This is a genomic window from Arthrobacter sp. AK01, from assembly GCF_021109375.1.
GTDB lineage: Bacteria > Actinomycetota > Actinomycetes > Actinomycetales > Micrococcaceae > Arthrobacter.
In genome coordinates this window covers 1-22,544 of the sequence record NZ_JAJOHP010000010.1, presented here as the reverse complement: position 1 = coordinate 22,544, position 22,544 = coordinate 1, and the positions used below count along the sequence as shown (strand labels likewise).

Sequence of the window (22,544 nt, the reverse complement as noted above, 5' to 3'; positions counted from 1 at the left end):
GGACCTAGAGCCCCAGGTCCAGGTAGCCGTCAAGGCCCACCGTGAGGCCGGGGTGCGCAGCGACCTTGCGCAGTCCAAGCAGGACGCCTGGCATGAAAGAGGCACGGTCAAAGGAATCGTGGCGCAACGTCAACTGCTCGCCGGGCCCGCCAAAGAGGACTTCCTGGTGGGCGACCAAACCGCGAAGCCGGACGCTGTGGACCCGGACACCATCCACGTCACAGCCCCTGGCGCCATCCATCGACGTTTCGGTGGCATCCGGGCTGGCCGGAACCCCGGCTTCCTGCCGCGCCGTGGCGATCAGCTGTGCGGTGCGTACTGCTGTGCCGGAGGGTGCATCCACCTTGTTGGGGTGGTGCAGCTCGATGATTTCAACGGATTCGAAGTACTGGCTGGCCTTGGCTGCGAAAGCAGATGCCAGCACGGACCCGAGGGCGAAGTTCGGGGCGATGAGGACGCCAGTGTCTTGCTTCTGCTCCAACAGGGAACGGAGGGATTCCAGCTTGTCGGCGTTCCAACCAGTGGTTCCCACGACAGCGTGGATCCCGTGCTCGACGGCGAACCGGACGTTGGTCTCGGTGGTGTCCGGAACGGTGAGGTCAACAACATACTGTGCGCCGGCGGTCAGCAGTGTTTCCAAGGAATCGCCGCGGCCCAGGGCGGCTACGAGCTTCATGTCATCGGCTGCTTCCACAGCCTTCACGGCTTCGATTCCCATGCGCCCGTGGGCGCCCAGCACTGCAACAGCAAGTTGTTCGGTCATGCCATTAACCCTACCGCCGGGCCGGAGCCCGGCAGGAACCGTTACTCCTACCTACTCGCCTGCGCCAACCCACTCGACAGTGCCGTCGGTGAAGAACTGTTCCTTCCAGATGGGAACCTGCGCTTTGACCCTGTCCACCAGCTCGGAGCACACGGCGAACGCCTGCCCGCGGTGGGCTGCTGCTACCGCGCAAACCAGCGCGGGGTCACCGATCTCCAACATGCCGATCCGGTGGGCGGCCCAAATGCGGACGGGCTGGTCGGCTTCGCCTGAATGCTCTGCCACCAATTGCGCAACGACGTCCGACATGACCTGATGCGCTGTGGGGTGGGCGCTGTAGCTGAGCCGGTCGACGGCCTTGCCGGCGTCGTGGTTCCGCACCACGCCGCTGAAGCTGACCACTGCACCGGCCGTGTCCGATTCAACCGCAGCGATGGCTTGGTCGACGGAAATGGGCTCGGCGCTGAGGACAGCGCTGACTACTTCGAAGTCTGTTTCAGTGCCCATGGCTACCTTCCAGTTGTTCGCACAGGTGCCCGATGACCGGGTCCAGGACAGCCAATCCATCCATGACGCCCTTGGGAGACCCCGGCAGGTTGATGATGAACGTCTTCCCCGCAGCTCCGGCGTGGCCACGGCTCAGCATGGCCATGGGAGTTTTCGCGGTGCCCGCGCGCCGGATCCCTTCCATGATTCCGGGTATTTCCCGGTCCAGGAGCGGAAGCGTCATCTCCGGGGTCCGGTCATCCGGGCTGAGGCCAGTACCGCCGCTCGTGATGACAACGGCAGGGTTTTGCGTCAGGAGGGCCCTGAGGGCAGCTCCCACAGGCTCGCCGTCCGGCACCACCATGGTGGGAAAAGTCTCGAAGCCGTGCTCAATGAGCCAATCGAGGATGATGGGGCCTGTCTCATCGGCGTAGATTCCGGCCGCCGCCCTGGTGGAGGCGATGACGACGCCAGCCTTCCGCGGCCCGTGTGCGTTCGGCTCGCAAGCGCTCATGCGCCGGACTCCCCGTGGGTTGCTTCCCCGGTCAGCGCCCAGTCGCCACTTTTGCCGCCGCTCTTGGCGAGCACGCGGATGTCGGTCAGCACGGCATGCTTGTCCACGGCCTTGATCATGTCGTAAACGCTCAGGGCCGCGACCGATGCTGCAGTCAACGCTTCCATTTCGACGCCGGTCACGCCCCTGGTCTTGACGGTGGCCAGGATTTCCACCGAGTCGGCGCCCAGGTCAAAATCCACTGTGACCTTGGAGATCGGCAAAGGATGGCACAACGGGATCAGCTCGGGAGTCTTCTTTGCCGCCATGATCCCTGCCACGCGTGCCACGGCGAGCGCATCGCCCTTGGGCAGCTCACCGGCGCCCAACAGGACCAGTACTTCGGGGGTGGTGCGGACGGTTGCCGTGGCGGTGGCTTCACGCGTGGTGACGGCCTTCGCGGAGACGTCCACCATCTGCGCGGTGCCGTCTTGCCTGAGGTGCGTCAGGCCGCCGGCGTGTTCTGTGGTCGCGGGAGTTTCATTCACAGCATCCATACTTCCACTTCGGCTCCTGCGGCGAGTTCCGTGACGCCGATGGGGATCTGGACCAGGGCATTGGCGCGGGCCAAGGCGTGGACCAGGTGGGACCCGGCGCCCCCTTCCATGCGGAGGACACCGTCCCCTCCCACGGTGCCGCGACGCACCTGGTGCTTGCCGTCCGGCGAGGTCAGCGGTTCGGCCAGGACTGCCTTGCGAACCAGTCGCGGCGCCGGGTGTCCCACGACCTGTGACAGCGCGGGTCGGAGGAACATTTCGAAGGAGACAAGGCAGCTGACGGGATTTCCGGGAAAACCAAGGAATGGAACGTCGTTGAATGACCCCAGACCCTGCGGTCCGCCTGGCTGCATGGCCACAGGCAGGAAGTCGACGGCGTGTCCGGACATGGCCTGGCGGACTACTTCGTAGGCACCTTTGCTCACTCCCCCGGTGGTCACGATGAGGTCAACGGGGCTGTCCGTCTTCCGGGTGTAGCGATGAAGGACAGTCAACAGGCTTGCAGGATCGTCGTCGGAAATTCCGGCACGAACCACGTCCAGGCCGGCCTGCCGCATGGAGGCTTCCAGCAGGGTTCCGTTGGAATCATAGATTTTGCCGGCGGTGAGTTCCTCCCCGGGCTCCACCACTTCATCTCCAGTGGTGACCAGGAGGACGCGCAACGACTCACGAACCTCAACGGTCGCCAGGCCCAGGGCGGCCAACAAGCCAAGTTGCGCCGGCCCCAGCAGGCTGCCGGCGGCCAGGGCCAACGCCCCCTTCTCGATGTCACTGCCAGCGTTTCGGACATAGGTACCGGGAGCGACGGCAGGGACGTCTACAACGGCATCCTTGGCTGTTGCCTCAGGAAATGAGTTCGGCGTCGCCTTTTCGATAGGCACGACGGCGTCAGCTCCGTCAGGGATCATGGCTCCGGTCATGATGGGGGCGGCAAAGCCGGCCTTCAGAGGTGCCGGCGCGGCACCTGCCGGAACGGGCGCAGCCACCCAAAGCTCCGCACCGTCGTCGGGAATGTCCTCGGACCGGACGGCAAAGCCGTCCATCTGGGAATTAGCGAACGGCGGCAGCGAAAGTGGCGCGTAGACATCGACGGCGAGCGCCTTTCCGAGCGCTTCCAGCAACGGCAGGCGACGGTGACCGTTGTTGTTGGTCGCGCCGGTCAGCAGTTCCGCCACTGCTTGACGGTGGTCTGCAACTGATCTGGGCACGGTCATCCTCCTGTGTGGAAACGCTGGCTTCCGGGAAATCTCCGGACGTACCCAGACTAGGGCCTCAGCCCACCTTCACGCTGATGGTGTGATAGCCCGTGGCGCCGTCGGGAGCCACCGCGGCCTTGTCTTCGGGCTGCGGCTGGCCCGTGGAGTCGGTAGCCCGCACTTGGATCTCGTAATCGCCTGGCGTGAGGTCGATGCCAAGCTGCCACTGGTACCAAGTATCCGTGGAAATAGCGCTGGCGAGGGTGGCCTGCTGCCATGGTCCGCGGTTGACGCGGAGCTCTACGCGGTTGATGCCCCGGTGCTGAGCCCACGCCACACCGCCGAATTGCACTTGGCCGGCTTGGACTGTCCTGCCGCTGCGGGGTACATCGATGCGGGACTGCGTCTTGATCGGGCCGTGATCGCTCCAGCCGCGGGGCGTCCAATAGGCGGTGTCGTCTGCGAAACGTGTGACTTTGAGTTCCGTGAGCCATTTGGTGGCCGAGACAAAGCCATAAAGTCCCGGCACAATCATGCGCACGGGGAAGCCGTGTTCGAGCGGGAGGGGCTCACCGTTCATTCCCACGGCCAACAGTGCGTCGCGCTCGTCGGTGAGGGCCTCCAAGGGCGTGCTTGCCGTCCAACCGTCGTTGCTGGTGGAGAGCACCATGTCGGCGCCGGCTTTGGGACCGGCCATGGCCAGAAGTTCGCGGACGGGCCACCCCAGCCAGAGGGCATTGCCGATAAGGTCGCCACCGACGTTATTGGACACGCAGGCAATGGTGATGTGACGCTCGGTCATGGGTTTGGCAAGCAGCGTGGCGAAATCCAGTTCGATCTCCCGCTCCACCATTCCAGTGACCTTCAGCTTCCAGGCAGGCGGATCGATGGCAGGCACCGTCAGGGCCGTGTCGATCCTGTAGAAATCGGCATTCGGGGTCACCAAAGGGCTGATGCCATCCACAGGGAGGGTTGCGCCTGCGGGGATGGCCTGTGGTGCTGTGGCGGGCTCGGGGAGTGTCATGGAGCCCCGGAAACCTGAAGCCACCGCCGTCGCCCTGGTCAGGACGGCGGTAACTGTCCCCGCCACGACCGCGGCGATGGATGTTCCGGCGAGCGCGTTCAGGAAGCTCCGTCTGGCCAAGGGCGCAGGATCGTGGCCCTGACCGGCCGGCGTTGTGGTGGACGGAGCCCACGTCGTCAGTCGGCGTATGAGCGTTCGCAACAGCAGCATCGTGACAACCGCCGCGACGATCGGGGCCAGCGCCGCCTGCGGGCTTGCCTGTGCACGCGTCACGACGGCGGTCAGGCCAGCCGCTCCGGCCAACCCGGCCAGTACCAGGCCCCAGCCAGCGCGGCGACGCTCCAGGACTCCCGCGAGCGCTGCCAGCAACCCTGCGACGATCCCGATGGAAGCAATCAACACGACCTTGTCCGCCGTACCGAACAGCTGCACAGCCAGGTCCTTCACAGCCGGAGGCACTGCATCGATCACGGCTCCGCCCAGAGCCGTGACCGGGGAAACCAGGGGGCTCAGGAGGCCGGCGGTCAGTTCACCTGCGGCGATCCCCGCACCTCCCGAAGCCATGCCGGCCGCAGCTGCCCACAAGCGGGGGTGGAGGTGGCCTCGTGGTGTCGGCGGTGCGGCAGGTTCGGCTGCGACCACGCGCGGGTCCGGATTGTCAACGCTGTTGGGCGTGCTCATGATGCGCCTCCTGGGCGTTCGTCATGTGAGGTCCCGGATGTGGCCGGGACGGAAGATGGCGGGTGGGTCTCCGCCGAAAGGGGCACAGCCGGATGGGACACGGCCGGACGTGATCCTGCCGGAAGTGACAGGGTAAAGCGGCAGCCGCCGTCGACGTTGTCCACGGTGACTGATCCGCCGTGTGCCTTGACGATCCCCGCAACCATGCTCAGTCCGATGCCGGCGCCGTTGTAGCTGCCCTGCAGTCCTTCGGCGGTACCGCGGGCGGGGTCTTTCTGCCAGCCTGTTTCAAACAAATGCGGGAGGTCCTCATCCGGAATGCCACCGCACTGGTCCTGCACGGCAATCACTGCGTTGCCGCCCCGTACGTTGCCGTCCCGTCCTACGCTGACGTGGACATCGGTGTCGGGCCGGCTGTAGATGACGGCGTTCAACAGGATGTTCCGCACGGCCCTGGCTAGGCTGGGTCCGTCAGCGACGGCCATGCATTCACGGTCTCCGCCGCCGTCGAGCCTGATGCCGCGTTTGGCAGCCAGCGGCGCCAGGTCAGACAAAGCATCACTGACGAGGTCATAGAGGTCCAGGGGTTCGGCGCGCATGCGGAGGCTGCCGGCCTGGATCTTGGATAGTTCCAGGAGGTCATTGACCATGGCGGTCATCTGCTCGGTCTGCCCGATAATTTTCCGGTAGTAGCCCGGGACATCCGATGCCATGCCGTCCTCAAGTGCTTCTGTCATGGCGCGCATGCTGGCCAGGGGCGTTCGGAGGTCATGCGAAATCCACGAGACAAGCTCCCGCCGGGCAGTTTCGATAGCGGCTTCCCGCTCCCGGGACTCTGCAAGGCTGCGGCTGCTGGCCTCAAGTTCCTGTGCCAGTTCGGCAAGTTCGGACGACATGGCCGGAGCCGTCCCCCGCCCCTCTCCGGCGGTGCTGGCCAAGGTTTCACCGCGACCGAGTCGCCGGGCAGCGTCCACCAGTTGGGCCGCGTCGCGGGAAACACCGGCACCGAGCATGAGTGACAACGCAACGGCTACAGCGGAGGCCATCGCCAGGATGTACCACATGACCTCAAGGTCCCTCGCTGAGATAAACATTGCGTTGAAGGCACTGACCATGCCCGCCACGAGCACCGCAACAGTTGCCACCACCACCAGGCAGATCCGGGCGAGCACCGAGGCGCGGCGAAGCAATCGCAGGAGCATCAAGGTGGTGGCGCCGATGAGCACCGCCCAGAACAGAACCCAGGCGAGGATGGTCCACAGTTCACTGCCCTCCACGGGCACGCTCCTTCGAATCCGGCTGCTCTTCGTGGGCGCCAGCGGAGGAATCGAACCGGTAACCGACGCCCCAGACCGTCTTGAGCAGCTCCGGCTTGGTGGGATTGGATTCGATCTTCTCCCGGAGGCGACGCACGTGGACTGTAACGGTGGACAGATCCCCGAAGTCCCAGCCCCATACGGCCTTGATGAGTTCTTCCCGGCTGAAGACCTGGTTGGGCCGGCGCATCAGGAACGCCAGGAGATCGAATTCGCGAACCGTCAGCGCCAGGGGAACTCCGCCATGTGTGACCGTGCGGGAGGCGGGATCGAGTGCGAGTCCTGCGGCTTCCACAGGTGGTTCGGGCGTGAACTCCCTGATGCTCCGCCGCAGCACCGACTTCACCCGGAGAACGAGTTCCCTGGGCGAGAAGGGCTTGGTGACATAATCGTCGGCTCCCATCTCCAAACCCAGGATCCGGTCGTCTTCGGTGCCCAACGCCGTCACCATGATCACCGGTACGCTCATGGTTTGGCGGAGCCGGCGACACACCTCAACGCCGTCCAGTCCGGGCAGCATGCGGTCCAGGATCACCAGGTCGGGTTGACGCGATGCAGCGACCTTGAGTGCGGTGAAGCCGTCCCCTGCCATATCCACCTGGAACCCTGCCTGAAGCAGGTAGTCGCGCACGACGGCAGCGATGGTCTCCTCGTCTTCGACCAGGAGGATCCGGCGGTTTCCTGGTTCCGCTGGTGGCGTCGTTGATGTGCTCACGCTTTCAGCATAGGTTTGCCAACGGTGACCGGCACGCGATCCGGGCGTCCGGGACGCAAGTGTATGGAATCCGTAAGAACTGTGTGACTGTTACCGGTGTCACTTATCCTGCCAGGGTGGCGTAGCCTGAATTTATGAGTGTTCAGCTGGGCATGCCGGTGCCCCCTTCGGGCGTTGCCGCAGGAAACAAGGAAACTGGCGTCGCGGTCCCGCCGCCGCGTCCCACAGGCACGCCTGCGGGTTTGTGGGACCGCTATGGCAGGCGGGCTACGGATATGCGCCTGTCCCTGACGGACAAATGCAATCTGCGCTGTACCTATTGCATGCCGGCCGAGGGACTGGAATGGCTCTCGAAAACCGCCGTGATGACCAAGGACGAAATCATTCGTATCGTCCGCATCGGCGTCAACGCCCTGGGTGTGCGGGAACTCCGTCTCACAGGCGGCGAGCCCTTGGTCCGTGCTGACCTGGTGGACATTATTTCCGGTCTTCGGAGCGACCACCCGGAACTCCCCATCTCCATGACCACCAATGGTGTGGGTCTGGATAAGAAGGCAGCGGCGCTGAAGGCAGCGGGCCTCACCCGGATCAACGTCTCGCTCGACTCCCTGCACGAGGAGACCTTCACCAAACTCACCCGCCGTCCCTTCCTGGACCGTGTCCTGGCCGGCGTCGATGCCGCTTGGGCAGCCGGCCTGGGTCCGGTCAAACTGAATGCCGTGCTGATGCGCGGGATCAACGACGCCGAATCACCGGACCTGCTGGCATGGGCATTGGGCCGCGGCTACGAGCTTCGCTTCATCGAACAGATGCCTTTGGACGCCGATCATGGGTGGACCCGGCGCAACATGATCACGGCAGCGGAGATCCGCGATCTGCTGTCCCGCGACTTCGTGTTGGGCCAGGACCCCCGCGAACGGGACGGCGCCCCGGCAGAACGCTTCGAAGTACGACGCCGGGACTCCGCTTCCGGTGAAGCCGAGGGCCCGGTCCTCGGTACAGTTGGCATCATCGCCTCGGTCACCGAGCCGTTCTGTTCGGACTGCCGCCGGACTCGCATCACTGCCGAGGGCAAGATCATGAGCTGCCTCTTCTCCCGCGAAGAGTTCGACCTCCTAGGCCTGCTTCGTGAAGGTGCCACGGACGATGAGCTTGCGGAGCGGTGGCAGGATGCCATGTGGGTCAAGCCCAAGGCCCACGGCATGGACCACACTGGTCTCGGCGCAGCGGACTTCGTCCAGCCGGACCGCAGCATGAGCGCAATCGGAGGCTGAACCCTTGCTTGTCCGTTACTTCGCTGCCGCGCGCGCGGCCGCCGGGGTGGAAGAAGAACATCATGTCCTCCCGGAAGGATCCAGCCTGGAGGCCCTGCTGGAAGCTGCCCTCGCCGTCGAGCGCCCGCTGCCTCCGGAAGGAACACCACCGCTGGACCGCATCGTGGCGCGCAGCAGCTTCCTCCGCAATGAGGTGGCCGTGCGGGACCGTTCGGCTCCGCTCGGTGCGCAGGACATCATCGATGTCCTGCCGCCTTTCGCCGGCGGCTGAGGCTCAGGCCTTCCTGAACACGCTCTTCAACAAGGGGCTGAAGTCTGCTGTCCCTTCGAGCCGGAGGTCGGCTGTGTGCACCAGGACGCCATCTTCGACGCGGAAAGTGTGCCTGGCAACGCCGTCGGCTGTTCGCCGATCCAGGGTCAACGTACCTGCGTTCCACGTTCCCCGAACGGGGCTGGCAGGCGGCCGGCCCATGCTGTCCACGTAGTACCACAGGGTGTCTCCGTGGTCCCGGTCCACCGTGAACATGCCGTGCCCCTCAAAATGCGCGCCGTCAGGTTCGCGGTGCCTGTAGCTCTGGACCACGGCGTACCCTCCGGCGGCCCTGGTGAATACCACCTCGGCGTCGGCTGTCCGGGCGCTCCCCCACGGCGAGGCCGCTATCTCCGTGATTCCCCGCCAGTGACCGATGAAGTCGTGCAGCATCTCCGCAGCTTGGCCGCTTGAGGGCAGATCCATCACGTCTCCAAAGTAGTCAGGGCAGCATCATCACCGTGTGATCATGCTGCCCTGCTGACAGTGCGGGAGTCCAGAGACTTAGAGCCCGAACGTCTCGGTTTCCTCGAACGGACCTACGACGGTGATGGTGCGGGGCGCCGCTGCGAGCTCTCGGGCCAGGTCCTGCACTTCCTGCACCGTGACGGCCTGGATCCGGGCAAGGGTCTCGTCGATGTCCTGGAATTCTCCGGACACGAGCTCGGCCCGGCCCAGCCGTGACATCCGTGAACCCGTGTCCTCGAGCGCCAGGACAATTCCACCGCTGAGCTGTCCCACTGCCTTGCGGAGTTCTTCCTCGGTAATACCATCCTTGGCCAGCTTCTCCAGCTCAACGCCCAGGAGCTCCAGCACCTGGCGGACCTTGGAAGGGGTGCAACCGGCGTACATGCCGAAGTATCCGGCATCAGCGTAGGCGGCCGTGAAGGAGTACGTGGAGTACACCAGGCCACGCTTCTCGCGGATCTCCTGGAACAGCCTGGAGGACATGCCTCCGCCCAGGACAGCGTTGAGCACGCTCATGACGAAACGGCGGTCATCCGTTGCAACGATCGTGGGGCAACCCATAATGATGTTGGCCTGTTCCACGGGCCGCTTGACCACATGCAGGCCCGACGTCCCCGTGATGACAGCCCGTTCAGTCCCACGGCGTTTAACGGGGGCCGCATCAGCATCCAGCTGCCAGCCCGCAGCCGTCAGGGCATCGAGCACAAGGTCACAGACGACGTCGTGATCCAGGCCGCCGGCGGCGGTGATGACCAGTTCCTCAGGGCGGTAGTAGCGCTGGTAGTGCGCCCAGACCGAGTCCCGTGCCACAGCTTTGATGGCGTCAGGCGTTCCACCGATGGGGCGGGCCAGCGGATGCCTGCCGAGCACAGCTTCCACAAATTTCTCGTGCGCAACGTCGGTGGGATCATCGCTGTCCATCGCGATTTCCTCAAGGATGACGTCGCGTTCCTGCTCCAGTTCAGCAGGATCGAGGACCGCGCCGGTGATCATGTCGGCAATAACGTCGATGGCCATGGGCAAGTCCGTGTCCAGGACCCTGGCGAAATAGCAGGTGCTTTCCTTCGCAGTGGCCGCATTCGATTCTCCGCCAACCTCGTCGAAAGCCGATGCGATCTCCAAGGCGGTGCGCCTCTTGGTGCCTTTGAACAACAAGTGCTCAAGGAAGTGCGTGGAACCGTGCTGGCCGTCCGCCTCGTCGCGCGAACCCACTGCCACCCAAAAACCGATGGTGGCCGAACGCTGACCGGGCATTGCCTCGGTCAGGACGCGCACGCCGCCGGGCAGGACTGAGCGCCGGACGACGGAACCGCCCTCGGCACCATGGATCAATTCGCCGCCCGGAAGGGTCTGCTCCAACGGCAAGGGTACGACAGTCATCAAGGCCTTTCAGGTTTTCGGGTTAAGGCCGGAAGGGCCGGTGGCGCTTTTTCAACCCCCCCCCCCCCGCCGGGTGTACTGCTTACAGACTACTCTGCGGACTCTTCAGCGGCCTCGGCCGGTGCGTCCTCTGAAGCTGCGCCCTCTTCCTCGGCAACAACCGGGGAGAGGGAGAGCTTTCCGCGGTCGTCGATCTTGGTGATCTCGACCTGGACCTTCTGGCCCACGGAGACAACATCATCAACGTTGTCCACGCGCTTGCCGTTGGCCAGCTTGCGGAGCTCGGAGATGTGCAGCAGGCCGTCCTTACCCGGGGTCAAGGAGACGAAGGCGCCGAAGGTGGTGGTCTTGACGACCGTACCCAGGTAGCGCTCACCGATTTCCGGTACCTGCGGGTTGGCGATGGCGTTGATGGCGGAACGTGCTGCATCGGCAGACGGACCGTTCGTAGCGCCAATGTAGACCGTGCCGTCATCTTCGATGGAGATGTCCGCACCCGTGTCTTCCTGGATCTGGTTGATCATCTTGCCCTTGGGGCCAATGACCTCGCCGATCTTGTCCACGGGGATCTTGACGGCGATGACGCGCGGAGCGAACTCGGAGAGCTCGTCCGGGGTGTCGATCGCTGCGTTGATGACCTCGAGGATGTGGAGGCGGGCTTCGCGGGCCTGCTTCAGTGCTGCTGCCAGCACGGAAGCGGGGATGCCATCGAGTTTGGTGTCCAGCTGGATGGCCGTGACGAACTCGGACGTACCGGCAACCTTGAAGTCCATGTCGCCGAAAGCGTCTTCGGCGCCGAGGATGTCGGTCAGCGCTGCGTAGCGGGTCTGACCGTCAACCTGGTCGGAAACCAGGCCCATGGCGATACCGGCAACTGCTGCCTTCAACGGCACACCGGCGTTGAGCATGGACAGCGTCGAAGCACAGACCGAGCCCATGGACGTCGAGCCGTTGGAGCTGAGGGCCTCGGATACCTGGCGGATGGCGTACGGGAACTCTTCACGCGTCGGCAGAACCGGAACCAGGGCGCGCTCTGCAAGAGCACCGTGGCCGATTTCGCGGCGCTTCGGGGAACCGACGCGGCCGGTCTCACCGGTGGAGTACGGCGGGAAGTTGTAGTTGTGCATGTAGCGCTTGCGCGTTACCGGCGACAACGAGTCGATCTGCTGCTCCATCTTGAGCATGTTCAGCGTGGTGACACCCATGATCTGGGTCTCGCCGCGCTCGAAGATGGCCGAACCGTGGACGCGGGGCAGAACCTCTACCTCGGCGGTGAGCTGGCGGATGTCCGTCAGGCCACGGCCGTCGATGCGGATCTGGTCCTTGAGGATGCGCTGGCGCACAACCTGCTTGGTGACCGAGCGGAAAGCTGCGGACAGTTCCTTCTCGCGGCCTTCGAAGGTACCGGCAAGCGCGCCCAGGACTTCGTCCTTGAGCTCGTCAGAGGCGTTGTCGCGGTCCTGCTTGTCAGCGATCTGGAAGACAGCAGCCAGCTTGTCGGCAGCAGCGGCTTCAACAGCGGCGTAAACATCGTCCTGGTAGTCCAGGAACACGGGGAACTCGACGGTGGGCTTGGCAGCGCGTGCAGCCAGGTCCGCCTGTGCTTCACAGAGTGCCTTGATGAAGGGCTTTGCAGCCTCGAGGCCCTCGGAGACGACCTCTTCGGTGGGAGCCGTGGCGCCCTGTTCCTTGATGAGGTTCCAGGAGTTGTCCGTGGCTTCGGCTTCAACCATCATGATGGCGACGTCGTCACCCGTGATGCGGCCGGCTACAACCATGTTGAAGACGGCGTTCTCAAGCTGGGAGTGCTTGGGGAAAGCAACCCACTGCGAACCATGCTCATCGGCGATGAGGGCGACGCGGACGCCACCGATCGGGCCGGAGAACGGGAGGCCGGAAAGCTGCGTGGACATCGAGGACGCGTTGATGGCGACGACGTCGTAGAGCTCATCGGGGTTGATCGCCAGGACGGTGACCACGATCTGGACCTCGTTGCGCAGGCCCTTGACGAACGCGGGGCGCAGCGGACGGTCCATGAGGCGGCACGCCAGGATGGCTTCGGTGGACGGGCGGCCTTCGCGGCGGAAGAACGAGCCCGGGATGCGGCCGGCAGCGTACATGCGCTCTTCAACGTCAACCGTCAGCGGGAAGAAGTCGAAACCTTCGCGCGGCTGCTTGCCTGCGGTGGTTGCGGAAAGCAAGGCAGTGTCTTCGTCGATGTAGACCATCGAAGCGCCGGCTGCCTGCTTGGCAAGGCGGCCGGTTTCGAAGCGAATGACGCGCTTGCCGAAACGACCGTTGTCGATAATGGCTTCGGAGAACTGGATTTCGGGACCCTCCATAGAGAGTCACCTCCGTTTCTGTTAGCGGAAGTCCGCCGCATCAACCCAGGCCTCTTCTTTTTTCCTGGCCTGTACGACACCCGGTCATCGATCGAGATCCACGGGCGTCATCACCACAGATGAGCTTCCCGGGAATCACTACCGAGGACCGCGAATGCGCGATGCGGTTGATTCCTGTTTTTAGTTGTTGGTGAAGAAGGCGGCCCGTTCCGGACAGGAGCGGGCCGCCCCTAAAGGCAGACTAGCGGCGCAGGCCGAGACGCTCGATGAGCGCACGGTAGCGGGCGATGTCGGTGTTCTTCAGGTAGGTAAGCATGCGCTTGCGACGACCAACCATGGCCAGCAGACCGCGCTGGGTGTGGAAGTCGTGCTTGTGCTCCTTCATGTGCTCAGTCAGATCCTTGATCCGCTGGGTCAGGACTGCAACCTGGACCTCGGGCGAACCGGTGTCGCCTTCAGAGGTTGCGTATTCCTTGATGATGGACTGCTTTACAGCGGCGTCAAGTGCCACGTGAACTCCTAGAGTTGTGCCGTGCCTCCCGGTGCAGCGCCTCGCTGACGGGTTGCCTTTGATGCGTTGCCGCACACAAAAACAGGTCCAGCCGCCACGGACTGCAGCCGGATCCACTGATCAGTTTACCGGCAGGTCAGCAGTGTTGTCGAAAATGGCCCTAGCGCGTGGCCAGCAACTCGTGGGCCTGGGCTACGTCCAGGCACATTTGCTCGACCAACGCCTCAGGTCCGCGGTAGGCCACCATGCCGCGCAGCCGCTGTGTGAATTCGACAGCCACGGTCTGGCCGTAGAGATCGAAATCCTCCACGTTCTCCTCCGGGCGGTCAATGACATGTGCTTCGACCTGGCGGCTCACGCCATCGAAGGTGGGGTTGGAACCAACGGAGATGGCTGCTGGCCAGCGCGTGCCGGATTGGTCGATCAACCATCCTGCGTAGATGCCGTCCGCGGGAACATAGCCAGTGGAATCCGGGGCAAGGTTTGCTGTGGGGAAACCAAGATCGCGGCCGCGGGCTGCGCCGTGCACCACTTCACCACGCATGCGGTGCGGGCGGCCCAGCACAGCTGCGGCCGTCACGACGTCGCCTTCGGCCAAGGCTTCCCGTACCCAGGTGGAGGAGCAGCGGCGGTCTGTGTCGCCGTCGTCGTGGACCGGGAAACCCCCCGCCCCGAATTCGTTGACTACCTGCACACCAAAGCCGAGCGCTTCGCCCAACTCCTGCATGGTGAGGACGTCGCCCACGTTGCCGGCACCAAAGCGGAGGTCATGGCCTACAACGACGTGTGCCGCGTGGAGCCCGTCAAGGAGGACGTCGCGGACGAACTGTAGTGGCGTCATCGCGGCCAGGTCCAGGGTGTACTTCATGACCAGCACGGCATCAACGCCGGTGTCACCAAGGGCATCAAGTTTGTCCTGCAGCCCCATGATCAGTTCCGGAGCCGCATCCGGCCTGTGGACCTGGGCAGGGTGGGGGTCGAACGTCACCGCAACCGACGGAATGTTGTGCCGTTTGGCGGTATCGGTCAGTTGCGACAGGACATGCTGGTGGCCGCGATGGACGCCGTCAAAATTCCCGAGGGTAACGACAGTAGGTCCGAAGTCCTTGGGGACTTCGGTGGGATCGTTCCAGATGTGGACCATCAACCTCGCCTTTTACTGCAGATATTCGTTCCGCCCGGCAACCTCCCGGCGCCGGAACATTCTAAGGTTACCCGGAAGGGCAGCCGGCTCAGGACGGCCGGCGCTTGTTGAGCCACAGAAGGCCAAGGACCGGAAGGATCAGCGGCACGAAGCCATAGCCCCGGCCGAACAGCGACCACACAGTGTCGTGCGGGAACGCGACGGGGTCGAAGAGGCTGATGGCCCCGACCACCAGGACGCCAATGAGCTCGGTGAGGACGGCGGCGACCGAAACCTTGAACCACGTGCGGCCCGGCTTGGCCAGCGAAACGGTGGCCACGATATACACGACGGCGGCGAACGCCGACAGGATGTGCGCCAGCGGAGCTTCGGCGAACTTGGTAGCGATCTGGTAGCCGGCGCGTGCCGTCGCCGACAGCGCGAACACGGCATACACCGCGATCAGGAGACGGCCGGGACCAGTATTCCTGGTGTCCTTCAGCTGCGGCTTCCGGTTCGCGGAGTTTGTCTCGGTTCCAGTCACGTTGTGTTCTTCCTTCAAGGTCAGTACCAGATCTGGTTCATGCGGGCGCCCATCACGATCACCGTGACGCCCACTGCCGCCAGGACGAAGTTGCTCCAGCGGGTTCGTTCGAGGATGGCCCAATAGACAGCTCCCAACGGGATCATCAGCGCCGTGATCAAGTAGCCCCAAAACTCCCATGTTTCCCCGGCGATTTGTTCGCCCATGGCAACGCGGACGATCGAACCCACCAGATACACCAGCAGGACCAGTTCAACGGCAAGCACGGAAAAGATGGTGGGGTCGTTGGGCGCTTTCTTCATGAGGCCGGCCACGACGCACATGATGGTGGACACCAATCCGATGATCAGGAGGGCGTAAAAATATCCGTCCATGCCTAGTTCGCCTGCCCGGTTCCCTCGCCGGTACTGGAACCCGGCCCAGTTCCCGGCGCAAAGACCAGCACCGGCTTGGCGAAGCTCCCAGTGTCAGCCAGCAGTGCTACCAGTTCCCCGGACGGCGCGAACGCTGCAGCGGGATTCTCGGCCGTGGCAGCGTCGGGGGTCCCTGCTCCCGGGCCGGCGGCGATGCGGCGGCCGAAGGAGATCTCCGTGGCTTCTTCCTCGCTCAGTTCCCGGTTGGGCATGAGGGCGCGGGCGGCGAGTGACATTTCCAGGACCTCGAGATCCTCCGCCAACTCCTCAAGGGTGCGGGCCTGCTCCAAGGAGTAGGGACCCACGTGGGTCCTTCGAAGTGCCGTGAGGTGTCCGCCGACAGCCAAGTCCTTGCCGAGGTCCCGGGCCAGGGCCCTGATGTACGTTCCCGAAGAGCATTCCACGGTGACGTCGACGTCAACTACCCTGCCGCCGTCGACCCTGGTGATGGAGTGGACCTCGAAGCGGTGAATGGTGACCGGGCGGGCGGCGAGCTTGACCTCTTCGCCCGAGCGGACACGGGCGTAGGAGCGTTCACCGTTGACTTTGATGGCGCTGACGCTGCTGGGCACCTGTTGGATGGGGCCTGTGAGCGCGGCAACACCGGCAGCGATGGCGTCGTCTGTGACATCCGCAGCGCTGCGGGCCTCCGTAACGTCGCCTTCGGCGTCGTCGGTGATAGTGGTTTCACCGAGCCTGATGGTGGCGGTGTACGTCTTGGACGTGCCCACGATGTAGGTCAGCAGGCGGGTCGCCTTATTAATGCCGAGCACCAGGACACCTGTGGCCATGGGATCCAGGGTCCCCGCGTGCCCCACTTTCCGGGTACCAGCCAGCCGCCGCATCCGGCCAACCACATCATGGCTGGTCCATCCCTGCGGTTTGTCAACGATTACCAGTCCAGAAAGCACGCTTACCAGTATATGGGTGGCTAGGATGGCTCCCATGCCTGAGCTTGCCCCGCACGTGCGCGACGTCCCAGTGAACCAGATCCGTGAGATCACCGAGGCCGCCTGGGCGACGCCCGGCGCGATCGTCCTCAGCATCGGGGAACCGGGGTTTGCCCTCCCCCGCCATGTCCTGGACGCCGGCATTGCCTGCCTTGACCGTGATGAGACCAACTACACACCGAACGCCGGGATTCCGGCGCTCCGTGAAGCCTTCGCAGCCCGTTTCCGCGAACAGCAACGTGTTCAGATCGGGGCGGAGCGCGTCTATGTGGTGGACGGAGCCCAGCAAGGCCTGCACTTCGCCATGAGCCTCCTGCTCTCCCCCGGAGATGAGATCCTCATTCCCAACCCCGGCTACCCCACCTTTGCCATGACGAGCCGCCTCCTCCACGCGGTACCTGTGCAGTATCCGCTGTACCCTCAAAACGACTTCCAGCCGCATATCGAGGACATCGAGGCACTCATCACGCCCCGGACCAAGGTCTTGATGCTGAACTCGCCCTCCAACCCCTTGGGGGCAGTCATCAGCGAAGATGCCACCCGCCAACTGGTGGACCTGGCTGTGCGGCATGATCTTTGGATCATTTCGGACGAGTGCTACGAAGCCTTCACCTTCGACGTCCCGCATATCAGTCCGGCCCGCTTCGACAGCGATGTTCCCGGCGAAGCCCGCGTGTTCACGTCCATGACCTTGTCCAAAACGTATGGGCTCACGGGCCTGCGTATCGGGGCATTGGTTTGCCCGCCGGGCCTGGAACAAAAGATGAACAATGTCATGGAGGCGATCGTTTCCTGCGTCGCCTCACCGTCGCAGTACGCTGCGCTGGCTGCGCTGACCGGACCCCAGGACTACGTTTCCAACGCGCGCGAACACTACCGCAGCAACCGGGACGCGGCTTCGGCCGTGCTGTCGGAGAAGGGTATCCGCTATCTGGGTGCACAAGGAGCGTTCTATTTGTGGGCCGATGTGTCGCACGTCAGTGATGGGGATGTCCGCACCTGGGTGCGCAAATTCCTGGCGGATTCCGGGGTGTCGTTCGCGCCGGGAACTGCGTTCGGGTCCATCGGCGAGGGTTGGATCAGGATCGCCCTTTGCGGTGGGCAGCAAGACCTGCTCGACGGCGTCAGGCGCCTGCCAGCGACCGTTTAGCACCGCGGCGGTACTGGTCATTCGGACTAGTAGGCGGTCCGGCGGGAGTGGTTCAGCCAGGCTTCGAACGGGTCACCGGATGCGGCCACCTCCGCCTGCTCTACCGGAAGCAGCTCAGGCCTGGTACCGGCGAAGTATTCGTAGAACACGGCGTCATCAAAGCCCGCCCGGGCAGCACCATGCCTGTCCGCTGCGAAGTAGACGTGACCGATCCTGGCCCACAGGGTAGCCGACAAACACAGTGGGCAGGGCTCGCAACTGGCATAGAGCACGGCACCGCTGAGGTCGAACTTCTGCATTGCGGCCGCTGCCCGACGAATCGCCACCACTTCGGCATGGGCGGTGGGGTCGTGGTCACGTGTCACCCGGTTCACTCCCTCATGGACAGTTCCGTCCGGGGTGACCACGACGGCGCCGAAAGGACCGCCGCCGTCGGAAACGTTCTGCACCGCCAGGCGGATAGCCCGGTTCAGGTATTCATCACGCTGCTGAGCACTGTGCGCCGACATGCTCTGATCCTAACGAGTTTGAGTACAGCTCATGCCCCTAAAACGCTGTCTTAGGGGCATGAGCTGTACAAAAAACCCTGAGGTTCTAGCGGTTGGCGTCTTCGTCGAGTTCGTTGTCGCCGGAGAGGTCTGTGTCCTCTTCGTCGAAGTCGTCCTCGTCGATGTCTTCAGGGGCGTCGCCCTTGTAGGGGTCTGCTTCGCCTGCATGCTTGGCGCTGGCAGCCAAAGCGGCTACCTCGGCGTCGCGACGCTTGGCTTCACGCAGCAACTCCTCAAGGTTCGAGGCGTTGACCGGAATCTGGTCGGCAACGAACTCGAGGGTCGGGGTGAGCCGGACCGTGATGTTGCGGCCAACTTCCTGCCGCAGCACACCCTTGGCCTTTTCCAAGGCACGGGCGGCATCAGCGTGGGCTACCTCGTCACCGAAGACGGTGTAGTAGATGGTGGCGTGCTGAAGGTCGTTGGTGACGCGGGCGTCGGTCACCGTGATGGACTCGACACGAGGATCCTTCACGCGACGTCCGAGGGCTTCTGCGACGACGACCTTAATCCGCTGTGCCAGCTTCGCAGCGCGTGCGGGATCAGCCATGACTTCCTCCTGGAAAGTAGAAACGGGGACGGAACGGGTCCGCCGGGGCAACCCGACGGACCCGTTCCAAACGGAACCTAGACGCGCGGCTTTTCGCGCATCTCGAAGGTCTCGATGATGTCGCCTTCGTTGATGTCGTTGAAGGAGCCAAGACCAATACCACACTCGAAGTCGGTACGGACTTCGGTTGCGTCATCCTTGAAGCGCTTGAGCGTCTCAACGGTGAGGTTGTCACCGATGACCTTGCCGTCGCGGCTGACACGTGCCTTCGTGTTACGGCGGATGATGCCCGTGCGGACGATCGAGCCTGCGATGTTGCCGAACTTGGAGGAACGGAAGACTTCGCGGACCTCGGCAGTACCGAGCTGGACCTCTTCGTATTCCGGCTTGAGCATGCCCTTGAGAGCCATCTCAATGTCATCGATTGCTGCGTAGATGACCGAGTAGAAGCGCATATCCACGCCTTCGCGGTCAGCCAGTTCAGCAACGCGCTCTGCCGGCTTGACGTTGAAGCCGATGATGATGGCGTTGTCCACCGTTGCGAGGTTGACGTCGTTCTGCGTGATGGCACCCACACCGCGGTGGATGACACGGAGCTGAACGTCGTCGTCTCCGACGTCGATCTTGAGCAAGGCGTCTTCGAGGGCTTCCACGGCACCGGACACGTCACCCTTGAGGATGAGGTTGAGGGTGTCGATCTTGCCTTCTGCAACGGCCTGGTCGAAGTCTTCCAGGCTGATGCGCTTGCGGCGCTTGGCCAGTGCGGCGTTGCGGTCGGCAGCTTCACGCTTCTCGGCGATCTGGCGGGCCGTACGCTCGTCAGGAGTCACCAGGAAGGTGTCACCTGCACGCGGCACGTTGGACAGGCCGAGGACCTGGACCGGGCGGGACGGCAGCGCGACATCAAGTGCCTCGCCGTTCTCGTCGAACATGGCGCGGACGCGGCCGTGAGCCGTACCGGCCACGATCGTGTCGCCCACGGCCAAGGTACCGGACTGCACCAGGACGGTGGCAACAGCACCGCGGCCCTTGTCGAGGTTCGCTTCGATGGCAATGCCTCGAGCGTCCTTGTCCGGGTTGGCACGCAGATCCAAGGCGGCATCGGCCGTCAGCAGGACAGCGTCGATCAGTTCGTCGATATTGAGGTTCTGGCGTGCAGAGACCTCAACGAACATGGTGTCGCCACCGTATTCTTCGGGAACCAGGCCGTACTCGGTCAGCTGGCCCTTGACCTTGTCAGGGTTGGCGCCTTCCTTGTCGATCTTGTTCACCGCGACGACGATCGGCACATTTGCTGCCTGCGCGTGGTTGAGTGCTTCCACCGTCTGCGGCATAACGCCGTCGTCGGCTGCGACAACCAGGATCGCGATATCGGTGACCTTGGCACCACGTGCACGCATGGCCGTGAAGGCCTCGTGACCGGGGGTGTCAATGAAGGTGATGTCGCGGGCCGTGCCCTCGTGGACGTGGCTGATCTGGTAAGCACCGATGTGCTGGGTGATTCCACCGTGCTCGCCGGCCACAACGTTCGAGTTGCGGATGGCGTCCAACAGGCGGGTCTTACCGTGGTCAACGTGACCCATGACGGTGACAACCGGCGCACGGGCTTCGAGGACGTCGTCGCCTTCGGCGTCGAGTTCGTCCTGGATGTTGATGTCGAACTGGTCCAGCAGCTCGCGCTCTTCGTCCTCAGGGGAAACAACCTGGAGCTTGTAGCCAAGTTCGGCACCAAGCAGGCCAAAGGTGTCTTCGTCGAGGGACTGCGTAGCCGTGGCCATCTCACCGAGGTGGAACAGCACGGTCACGAGCGACGCGGGGTTCGCATCGATCTTCTCGGCAAAGTCCGTGATGGACGAGCCACGACGCAGACGGATGATGGTCTCGCCATCACCGCGGGGTACTGATACGCCGCCCAGCGACGGAGCACTCATCTGCTCCAGTTCCTGGCGCTTTGCACGCTTCGACTTGCGCTGCTTGCCGCGACCGGCACCGCCCTTGCCGAAGGCACCCTGGGTGCCACCGCGACCGCGGCCACCCTTGCCGAAGCCACCGCCGGCGGGAGCGCCGCCACCGGTACCTGTACCAGGTGCGCCACCCGGACGACCGGGTCCGCCACCGGGACGGCCTGCGCCACCCGGACGGCCTGCGCCACCGGGAGCCGGACGCTCAGTGCGGTTGGGCATCATGCCCGGAGTAGGACGGTTTCCGCCACCGGGACCACCGGCGGGACGCGGAGCACCCGGACGGGGTGCACCGGGACGCGGAGCACCCGGACGGGGACCACCGGTGCCCGCTGCGGGACGGGGACCGCCCGTGCCGGCCGCGGGACGGGGACCGCCGGGGCGTTCGCCGTCGTTGCGGCGCTCACCACGGGGCATACCCTGCGACGGAGCAAACGGGTTGTTGCCCGGACGCGGCGGACGATCGCCATCGCCACCACGGCCGCGGGGCATGCCCTGGGACGTAGCAAACGGGTTGTTGCCCGGACGGGGACCGCCCGGACGCGGAGCCTGGCCACCCTGACGTGCCGGAGCCGGAGTCTCTGCCTTGGGAGCAGGACGGGCGCCGGGCTTGGCAGAGACCGGGGTGGACGCGGCGGGAGCCGCGGGTGCTGCCGGAGCCGGTGCCGCGGGAGCAGGAGCTGCCGGAGCAGCCGCTGCAGGCGCCGGGGCCGGAGCCTTGGGTGCTGCAGGTCCGGGAGCCGGAGCGGCCGGACGTGATGCTACGGGGCGGGTTGCCGCCGGAGCAGCTGCGGGAGCGGCGGCCTTTGCGGCACCGGCACCCGGATAGGCGTCGCGAAGCTTCTTCACGACGGGGGCCTCAATGGTGGAAGAGGCGGAGCGAACGAATTCGCCCAATTCCTGCAGTTTTGTTACTGCATCTTTGGAAGTAATACCGAGCTCTTTAGCGAGCTCATGTACGCGGACCTTGGCCACATTTCTCCTGTCTCGGTCCGCACCGAGCCAGGCACGAACCGTCTACTTCTTACTGCGGGCCCTTGTCGCAATCGCGACAGAAAGGCCCATTGCAGAGCGCAACAAAGTTGTCATCGTTACGCACTCATCGCTGGGAACTCATCGGGTTTCCATCAGTTTTCTGACCCGCTTTCAGGTTTGGACGGTTTTCCCGTGGCGGCCTGGGCCTCCACAAGTGGCGTGCCCGGCATCAGATATCTTTCAACGGCGCCCGTTTCGGCAGCGCCTGCAAGGGCCCTTCCGAAAGCGCGCCGCTTGATCGCCAATGCCAAGCACTTTTCGCTGGGGTGCAGCCACGCACCCCTGCCGGCCATCCGGCGTCGTTCATCCACCAGGACAGCGGACGAACCGCCGCCTTGGGCGACCAGCCGGACAAGCTCGGACCGGGAGCCTTGCTTCCGGCATCCGATACACGTGCGAACAGGCCCCTGGCCGTGTTCCAGCAGTTCAGCCACGACGTGTCCAACCTGCCTTACGCTTCTGGCGCCCGACGGGCCCCGGTCCTGCAAACGCAGCTGAGGCACGCCAAAGCGCGCGGATACCGGACGTAAGCCCGGTTCCATCTAGTCTAGCCCCCCGGCCCCGCACTCCCGAAACCAGGTACGCCGCAAGCGCGGCGCGGAACCGGGGGGGGGGGGGGCCCGGGGGGGGGGGTTTTGGGGGGTTCCCCGCCGCCCGGGGGCCCCCCACAACTCGAAGGGTGCTTTAGGCGGTTCGTCCGACGTCGACGAATGACAAGCCGGTGGTGGGCAGGGGCTGGAAGCCGTTGAGCTTC

At 64.3% G+C, this 22,544-nt stretch carries 24 protein-coding genes; 4 read left to right on the top strand and 20 right to left on the bottom strand.

Annotated elements, in window-relative coordinates; translation table 11 throughout:
* Positions 1–4: 4 nt before the first annotated feature.
* The 8 genes from dapB to LN996_RS05155 all read right to left on the bottom strand — a co-directional run bounded on the left by dapB (position 5) and on the right by LN996_RS05155 (position 7,231).
* Positions 5–763 (bottom strand): 4-hydroxy-tetrahydrodipicolinate reductase, encoded by a 759-nt coding sequence (gene dapB, locus LN996_RS05190; RefSeq protein WP_231339152.1) that lies wholly within the window; start codon positions 761–763, stop codon positions 5–7.
* A gap of 51 nt (positions 764–814) precedes the next feature.
* Positions 815–1,270 (bottom strand): molybdenum cofactor biosynthesis protein MoaE, encoded by a 456-nt coding sequence (locus tag LN996_RS05185; RefSeq protein WP_159707334.1) that lies wholly within the window; start codon positions 1,268–1,270, stop codon positions 815–817.
* On the bottom strand, positions 1,260–1,763 hold the full coding sequence (locus tag LN996_RS05180; protein WP_231339151.1) for a MogA/MoaB family molybdenum cofactor biosynthesis protein: 504 nt from the start codon (positions 1,761–1,763) through the stop codon (positions 1,260–1,262). The genes LN996_RS05185 and LN996_RS05180 overlap by 11 nt, the downstream gene beginning before the upstream one ends.
* Complete coding sequence (gene moaC / locus LN996_RS05175; RefSeq protein WP_231339150.1) at positions 1,760–2,299, bottom strand: cyclic pyranopterin monophosphate synthase MoaC; 540 nt, start codon at positions 2,297–2,299, stop codon at positions 1,760–1,762. Before moaC ends, LN996_RS05180 begins: the two co-directional genes overlap by 4 nt.
* Positions 2,287–3,513 (bottom strand): gephyrin-like molybdotransferase Glp, encoded by a 1,227-nt coding sequence (glp, locus tag LN996_RS05170; protein WP_231339149.1) that lies wholly within the window; start codon positions 3,511–3,513, stop codon positions 2,287–2,289. Before glp ends, moaC begins: the two co-directional genes overlap by 13 nt.
* 58 nt (positions 3,514–3,571) lie before the next feature.
* Positions 3,572–5,083, bottom strand: a complete 1,512-nt coding sequence (locus LN996_RS05165; protein WP_231339239.1) for a molybdopterin-dependent oxidoreductase — start codon at positions 5,081–5,083, stop codon at positions 3,572–3,574.
* Positions 5,084–5,196: 113 nt separating this feature from the next.
* Entirely contained in the window at positions 5,197–6,477 is a 1,281-nt protein-coding gene (locus tag LN996_RS05160) for a cell wall metabolism sensor histidine kinase WalK (RefSeq protein ID WP_231339148.1), read from the bottom strand.
* Positions 6,464–7,231, bottom strand: coding sequence for a response regulator transcription factor (locus LN996_RS05155; protein WP_231339147.1), 768 nt, complete (start codon positions 7,229–7,231; stop codon positions 6,464–6,466). The genes LN996_RS05160 and LN996_RS05155 overlap by 14 nt, the downstream gene beginning before the upstream one ends.
* 134 nt (positions 7,232–7,365) lie before the next feature.
* Here LN996_RS05155 and moaA point away from each other — a divergent pair, with 134 nt between their 5' ends.
* Complete coding sequence (gene moaA / locus LN996_RS05150) at positions 7,366–8,505, top strand: GTP 3',8-cyclase MoaA (protein WP_231339146.1); 1,140 nt, start codon at positions 7,366–7,368, stop codon at positions 8,503–8,505.
* Between the two features lie 4 nt (positions 8,506–8,509).
* A complete protein-coding gene (locus LN996_RS05145) occupies positions 8,510–8,776 on the top strand; it encodes a MoaD/ThiS family protein (RefSeq protein ID WP_231339145.1) in 267 nt (88 codons plus the stop codon).
* A gap of 3 nt (positions 8,777–8,779) precedes the next feature.
* On the opposite strand, the gene LN996_RS05140 is transcribed toward LN996_RS05145, so the two are convergent.
* The 8 genes from LN996_RS05140 to truB all read right to left on the bottom strand — a co-directional run bounded on the left by LN996_RS05140 (position 8,780) and on the right by truB (position 16,507).
* The gene (locus LN996_RS05140) at positions 8,780–9,241 is read right to left on the bottom strand and encodes a DUF1579 family protein (RefSeq protein WP_231339144.1); all 462 of its coding nucleotides are present in this window, start codon (positions 9,239–9,241) and stop codon (positions 8,780–8,782) included.
* A 78-nt stretch (positions 9,242–9,319) separates the two neighbouring features.
* Complete coding sequence (locus LN996_RS05135; protein WP_231339143.1) at positions 9,320–10,663, bottom strand: pitrilysin family protein; 1,344 nt, start codon at positions 10,661–10,663, stop codon at positions 9,320–9,322.
* An 89-nt stretch (positions 10,664–10,752) separates the two neighbouring features.
* Positions 10,753–13,005 (bottom strand): polyribonucleotide nucleotidyltransferase, encoded by a 2,253-nt coding sequence (locus tag LN996_RS05130; RefSeq protein WP_231339142.1) that lies wholly within the window; start codon positions 13,003–13,005, stop codon positions 10,753–10,755.
* A gap of 241 nt (positions 13,006–13,246) precedes the next feature.
* Positions 13,247–13,516, bottom strand: a complete 270-nt coding sequence (gene rpsO, locus LN996_RS05125) for a 30S ribosomal protein S15 (protein ID WP_104137311.1) — start codon at positions 13,514–13,516, stop codon at positions 13,247–13,249.
* A gap of 160 nt (positions 13,517–13,676) precedes the next feature.
* Positions 13,677–14,660 carry a bifunctional riboflavin kinase/FAD synthetase gene (locus tag LN996_RS05120; RefSeq protein ID WP_231339141.1) on the bottom strand — a complete coding sequence of 328 codons (984 nt, stop codon included), beginning with the start codon at positions 14,658–14,660 and terminating at the stop codon, positions 13,677–13,679.
* A gap of 88 nt (positions 14,661–14,748) precedes the next feature.
* Positions 14,749–15,183 (bottom strand): hypothetical protein, encoded by a 435-nt coding sequence (locus LN996_RS05115; protein ID WP_231339139.1) that lies wholly within the window; start codon positions 15,181–15,183, stop codon positions 14,749–14,751.
* Between the two features lie 20 nt (positions 15,184–15,203).
* Entirely contained in the window at positions 15,204–15,557 is a 354-nt protein-coding gene (locus LN996_RS05110) for a hypothetical protein (RefSeq protein ID WP_231339137.1), read from the bottom strand.
* Positions 15,558–15,559: 2 nt separating this feature from the next.
* Positions 15,560–16,507, bottom strand: coding sequence for a tRNA pseudouridine(55) synthase TruB (gene truB, locus LN996_RS05105; protein ID WP_231339135.1), 948 nt, complete (start codon positions 16,505–16,507; stop codon positions 15,560–15,562).
* A gap of 34 nt (positions 16,508–16,541) precedes the next feature.
* On the opposite strand from truB, the gene LN996_RS05100 reads away from it, so the two are divergent.
* The gene (locus tag LN996_RS05100) at positions 16,542–17,696 is read left to right on the top strand and encodes a pyridoxal phosphate-dependent aminotransferase (protein ID WP_231339133.1); all 1,155 of its coding nucleotides are present in this window, start codon (positions 16,542–16,544) and stop codon (positions 17,694–17,696) included.
* Between the two features lie 26 nt (positions 17,697–17,722).
* On the opposite strand, the gene LN996_RS05095 is transcribed toward LN996_RS05100, so the two are convergent.
* The 4 genes from LN996_RS05095 to LN996_RS05080 all read right to left on the bottom strand — a co-directional run bounded on the left by LN996_RS05095 (position 17,723) and on the right by LN996_RS05080 (position 22,137).
* Entirely contained in the window at positions 17,723–18,205 is a 483-nt protein-coding gene (locus LN996_RS05095) for a nucleoside deaminase (protein WP_231339131.1), read from the bottom strand.
* Between the two features lie 85 nt (positions 18,206–18,290).
* Complete coding sequence (rbfA, locus tag LN996_RS05090) at positions 18,291–18,794, bottom strand: 30S ribosome-binding factor RbfA (protein ID WP_231339130.1); 504 nt, start codon at positions 18,792–18,794, stop codon at positions 18,291–18,293.
* Positions 18,795–18,871: 77 nt separating this feature from the next.
* A complete protein-coding gene (gene infB, locus LN996_RS05085; protein WP_231339129.1) occupies positions 18,872–21,730 on the bottom strand; it encodes a translation initiation factor IF-2 in 2,859 nt (952 codons plus the stop codon).
* A gap of 152 nt (positions 21,731–21,882) precedes the next feature.
* Positions 21,883–22,137 carry a YlxR family protein gene (locus LN996_RS05080; protein WP_308102701.1) on the bottom strand — a complete coding sequence of 85 codons (255 nt, stop codon included), beginning with the start codon at positions 22,135–22,137 and terminating at the stop codon, positions 21,883–21,885.
* Here LN996_RS05080 and LN996_RS23775 point away from each other — a divergent pair.
* The gene (locus LN996_RS23775) at positions 22,057–22,320 is read left to right on the top strand and encodes a hypothetical protein (protein ID WP_308102704.1); all 264 of its coding nucleotides are present in this window, start codon (positions 22,057–22,059) and stop codon (positions 22,318–22,320) included. The two genes, LN996_RS05080 and LN996_RS23775, sit on opposite strands and share 81 nt — an antisense overlap.
* Positions 22,321–22,544 lie beyond the last annotated feature (224 nt).

What these genes read in the sequence shown, in the direction of transcription:
- dapB (WP_231339152.1), bottom strand. Translation starts at nt 763, where the DNA reads ATGACCGAACAACTTGCTGTTGCAGTGCTGGGCGCCCACGGGCGCATG.
- LN996_RS05185 (WP_159707334.1), bottom strand. Translation starts at nt 1,270, where the DNA reads ATGGGCACTGAAACAGACTTCGAAGTAGTCAGCGCTGTCCTCAGCGCC.
- LN996_RS05180 (WP_231339151.1), bottom strand. Translation starts at nt 1,763, where the DNA reads ATGAGCGCTTGCGAGCCGAACGCACACGGGCCGCGGAAGGCTGGCGTC.
- moaC (WP_231339150.1), bottom strand. Translation starts at nt 2,299, where the DNA reads ATGGATGCTGTGAATGAAACTCCCGCGACCACAGAACACGCCGGCGGC.
- glp (WP_231339149.1), bottom strand. Translation starts at nt 3,513, where the DNA reads ATGACCGTGCCCAGATCAGTTGCAGACCACCGTCAAGCAGTGGCGGAA.
- LN996_RS05165 (WP_231339239.1), bottom strand. Translation starts at nt 5,083, where the DNA reads ATGGCTTCGGGAGGTGCGGGGATCGCCGCAGGTGAACTGACCGCCGGC.
- moaA (WP_231339146.1), top strand. Translation starts at nt 7,366, where the DNA reads ATGAGTGTTCAGCTGGGCATGCCGGTGCCCCCTTCGGGCGTTGCCGCA.
- LN996_RS05140 (WP_231339144.1), bottom strand. Translation starts at nt 9,241, where the DNA reads ATGGATCTGCCCTCAAGCGGCCAAGCTGCGGAGATGCTGCACGACTTC.
- LN996_RS05135 (WP_231339143.1), bottom strand. Translation starts at nt 10,663, where the DNA reads ATGACTGTCGTACCCTTGCCGTTGGAGCAGACCCTTCCGGGCGGCGAA.
- LN996_RS05130 (WP_231339142.1), bottom strand. Translation starts at nt 13,005, where the DNA reads ATGGAGGGTCCCGAAATCCAGTTCTCCGAAGCCATTATCGACAACGGT.
- LN996_RS05120 (WP_231339141.1), bottom strand. Translation starts at nt 14,660, where the DNA reads ATGGTCCACATCTGGAACGATCCCACCGAAGTCCCCAAGGACTTCGGA.
- LN996_RS05110 (WP_231339137.1), bottom strand. Translation starts at nt 15,557, where the DNA reads ATGGACGGATATTTTTACGCCCTCCTGATCATCGGATTGGTGTCCACC.
- LN996_RS05100 (WP_231339133.1), top strand. Translation starts at nt 16,542, where the DNA reads ATGCCTGAGCTTGCCCCGCACGTGCGCGACGTCCCAGTGAACCAGATC.
- LN996_RS05095 (WP_231339131.1), bottom strand. Translation starts at nt 18,205, where the DNA reads ATGTCGGCGCACAGTGCTCAGCAGCGTGATGAATACCTGAACCGGGCT.
- rbfA (WP_231339130.1), bottom strand. Translation starts at nt 18,794, where the DNA reads ATGGCTGATCCCGCACGCGCTGCGAAGCTGGCACAGCGGATTAAGGTC.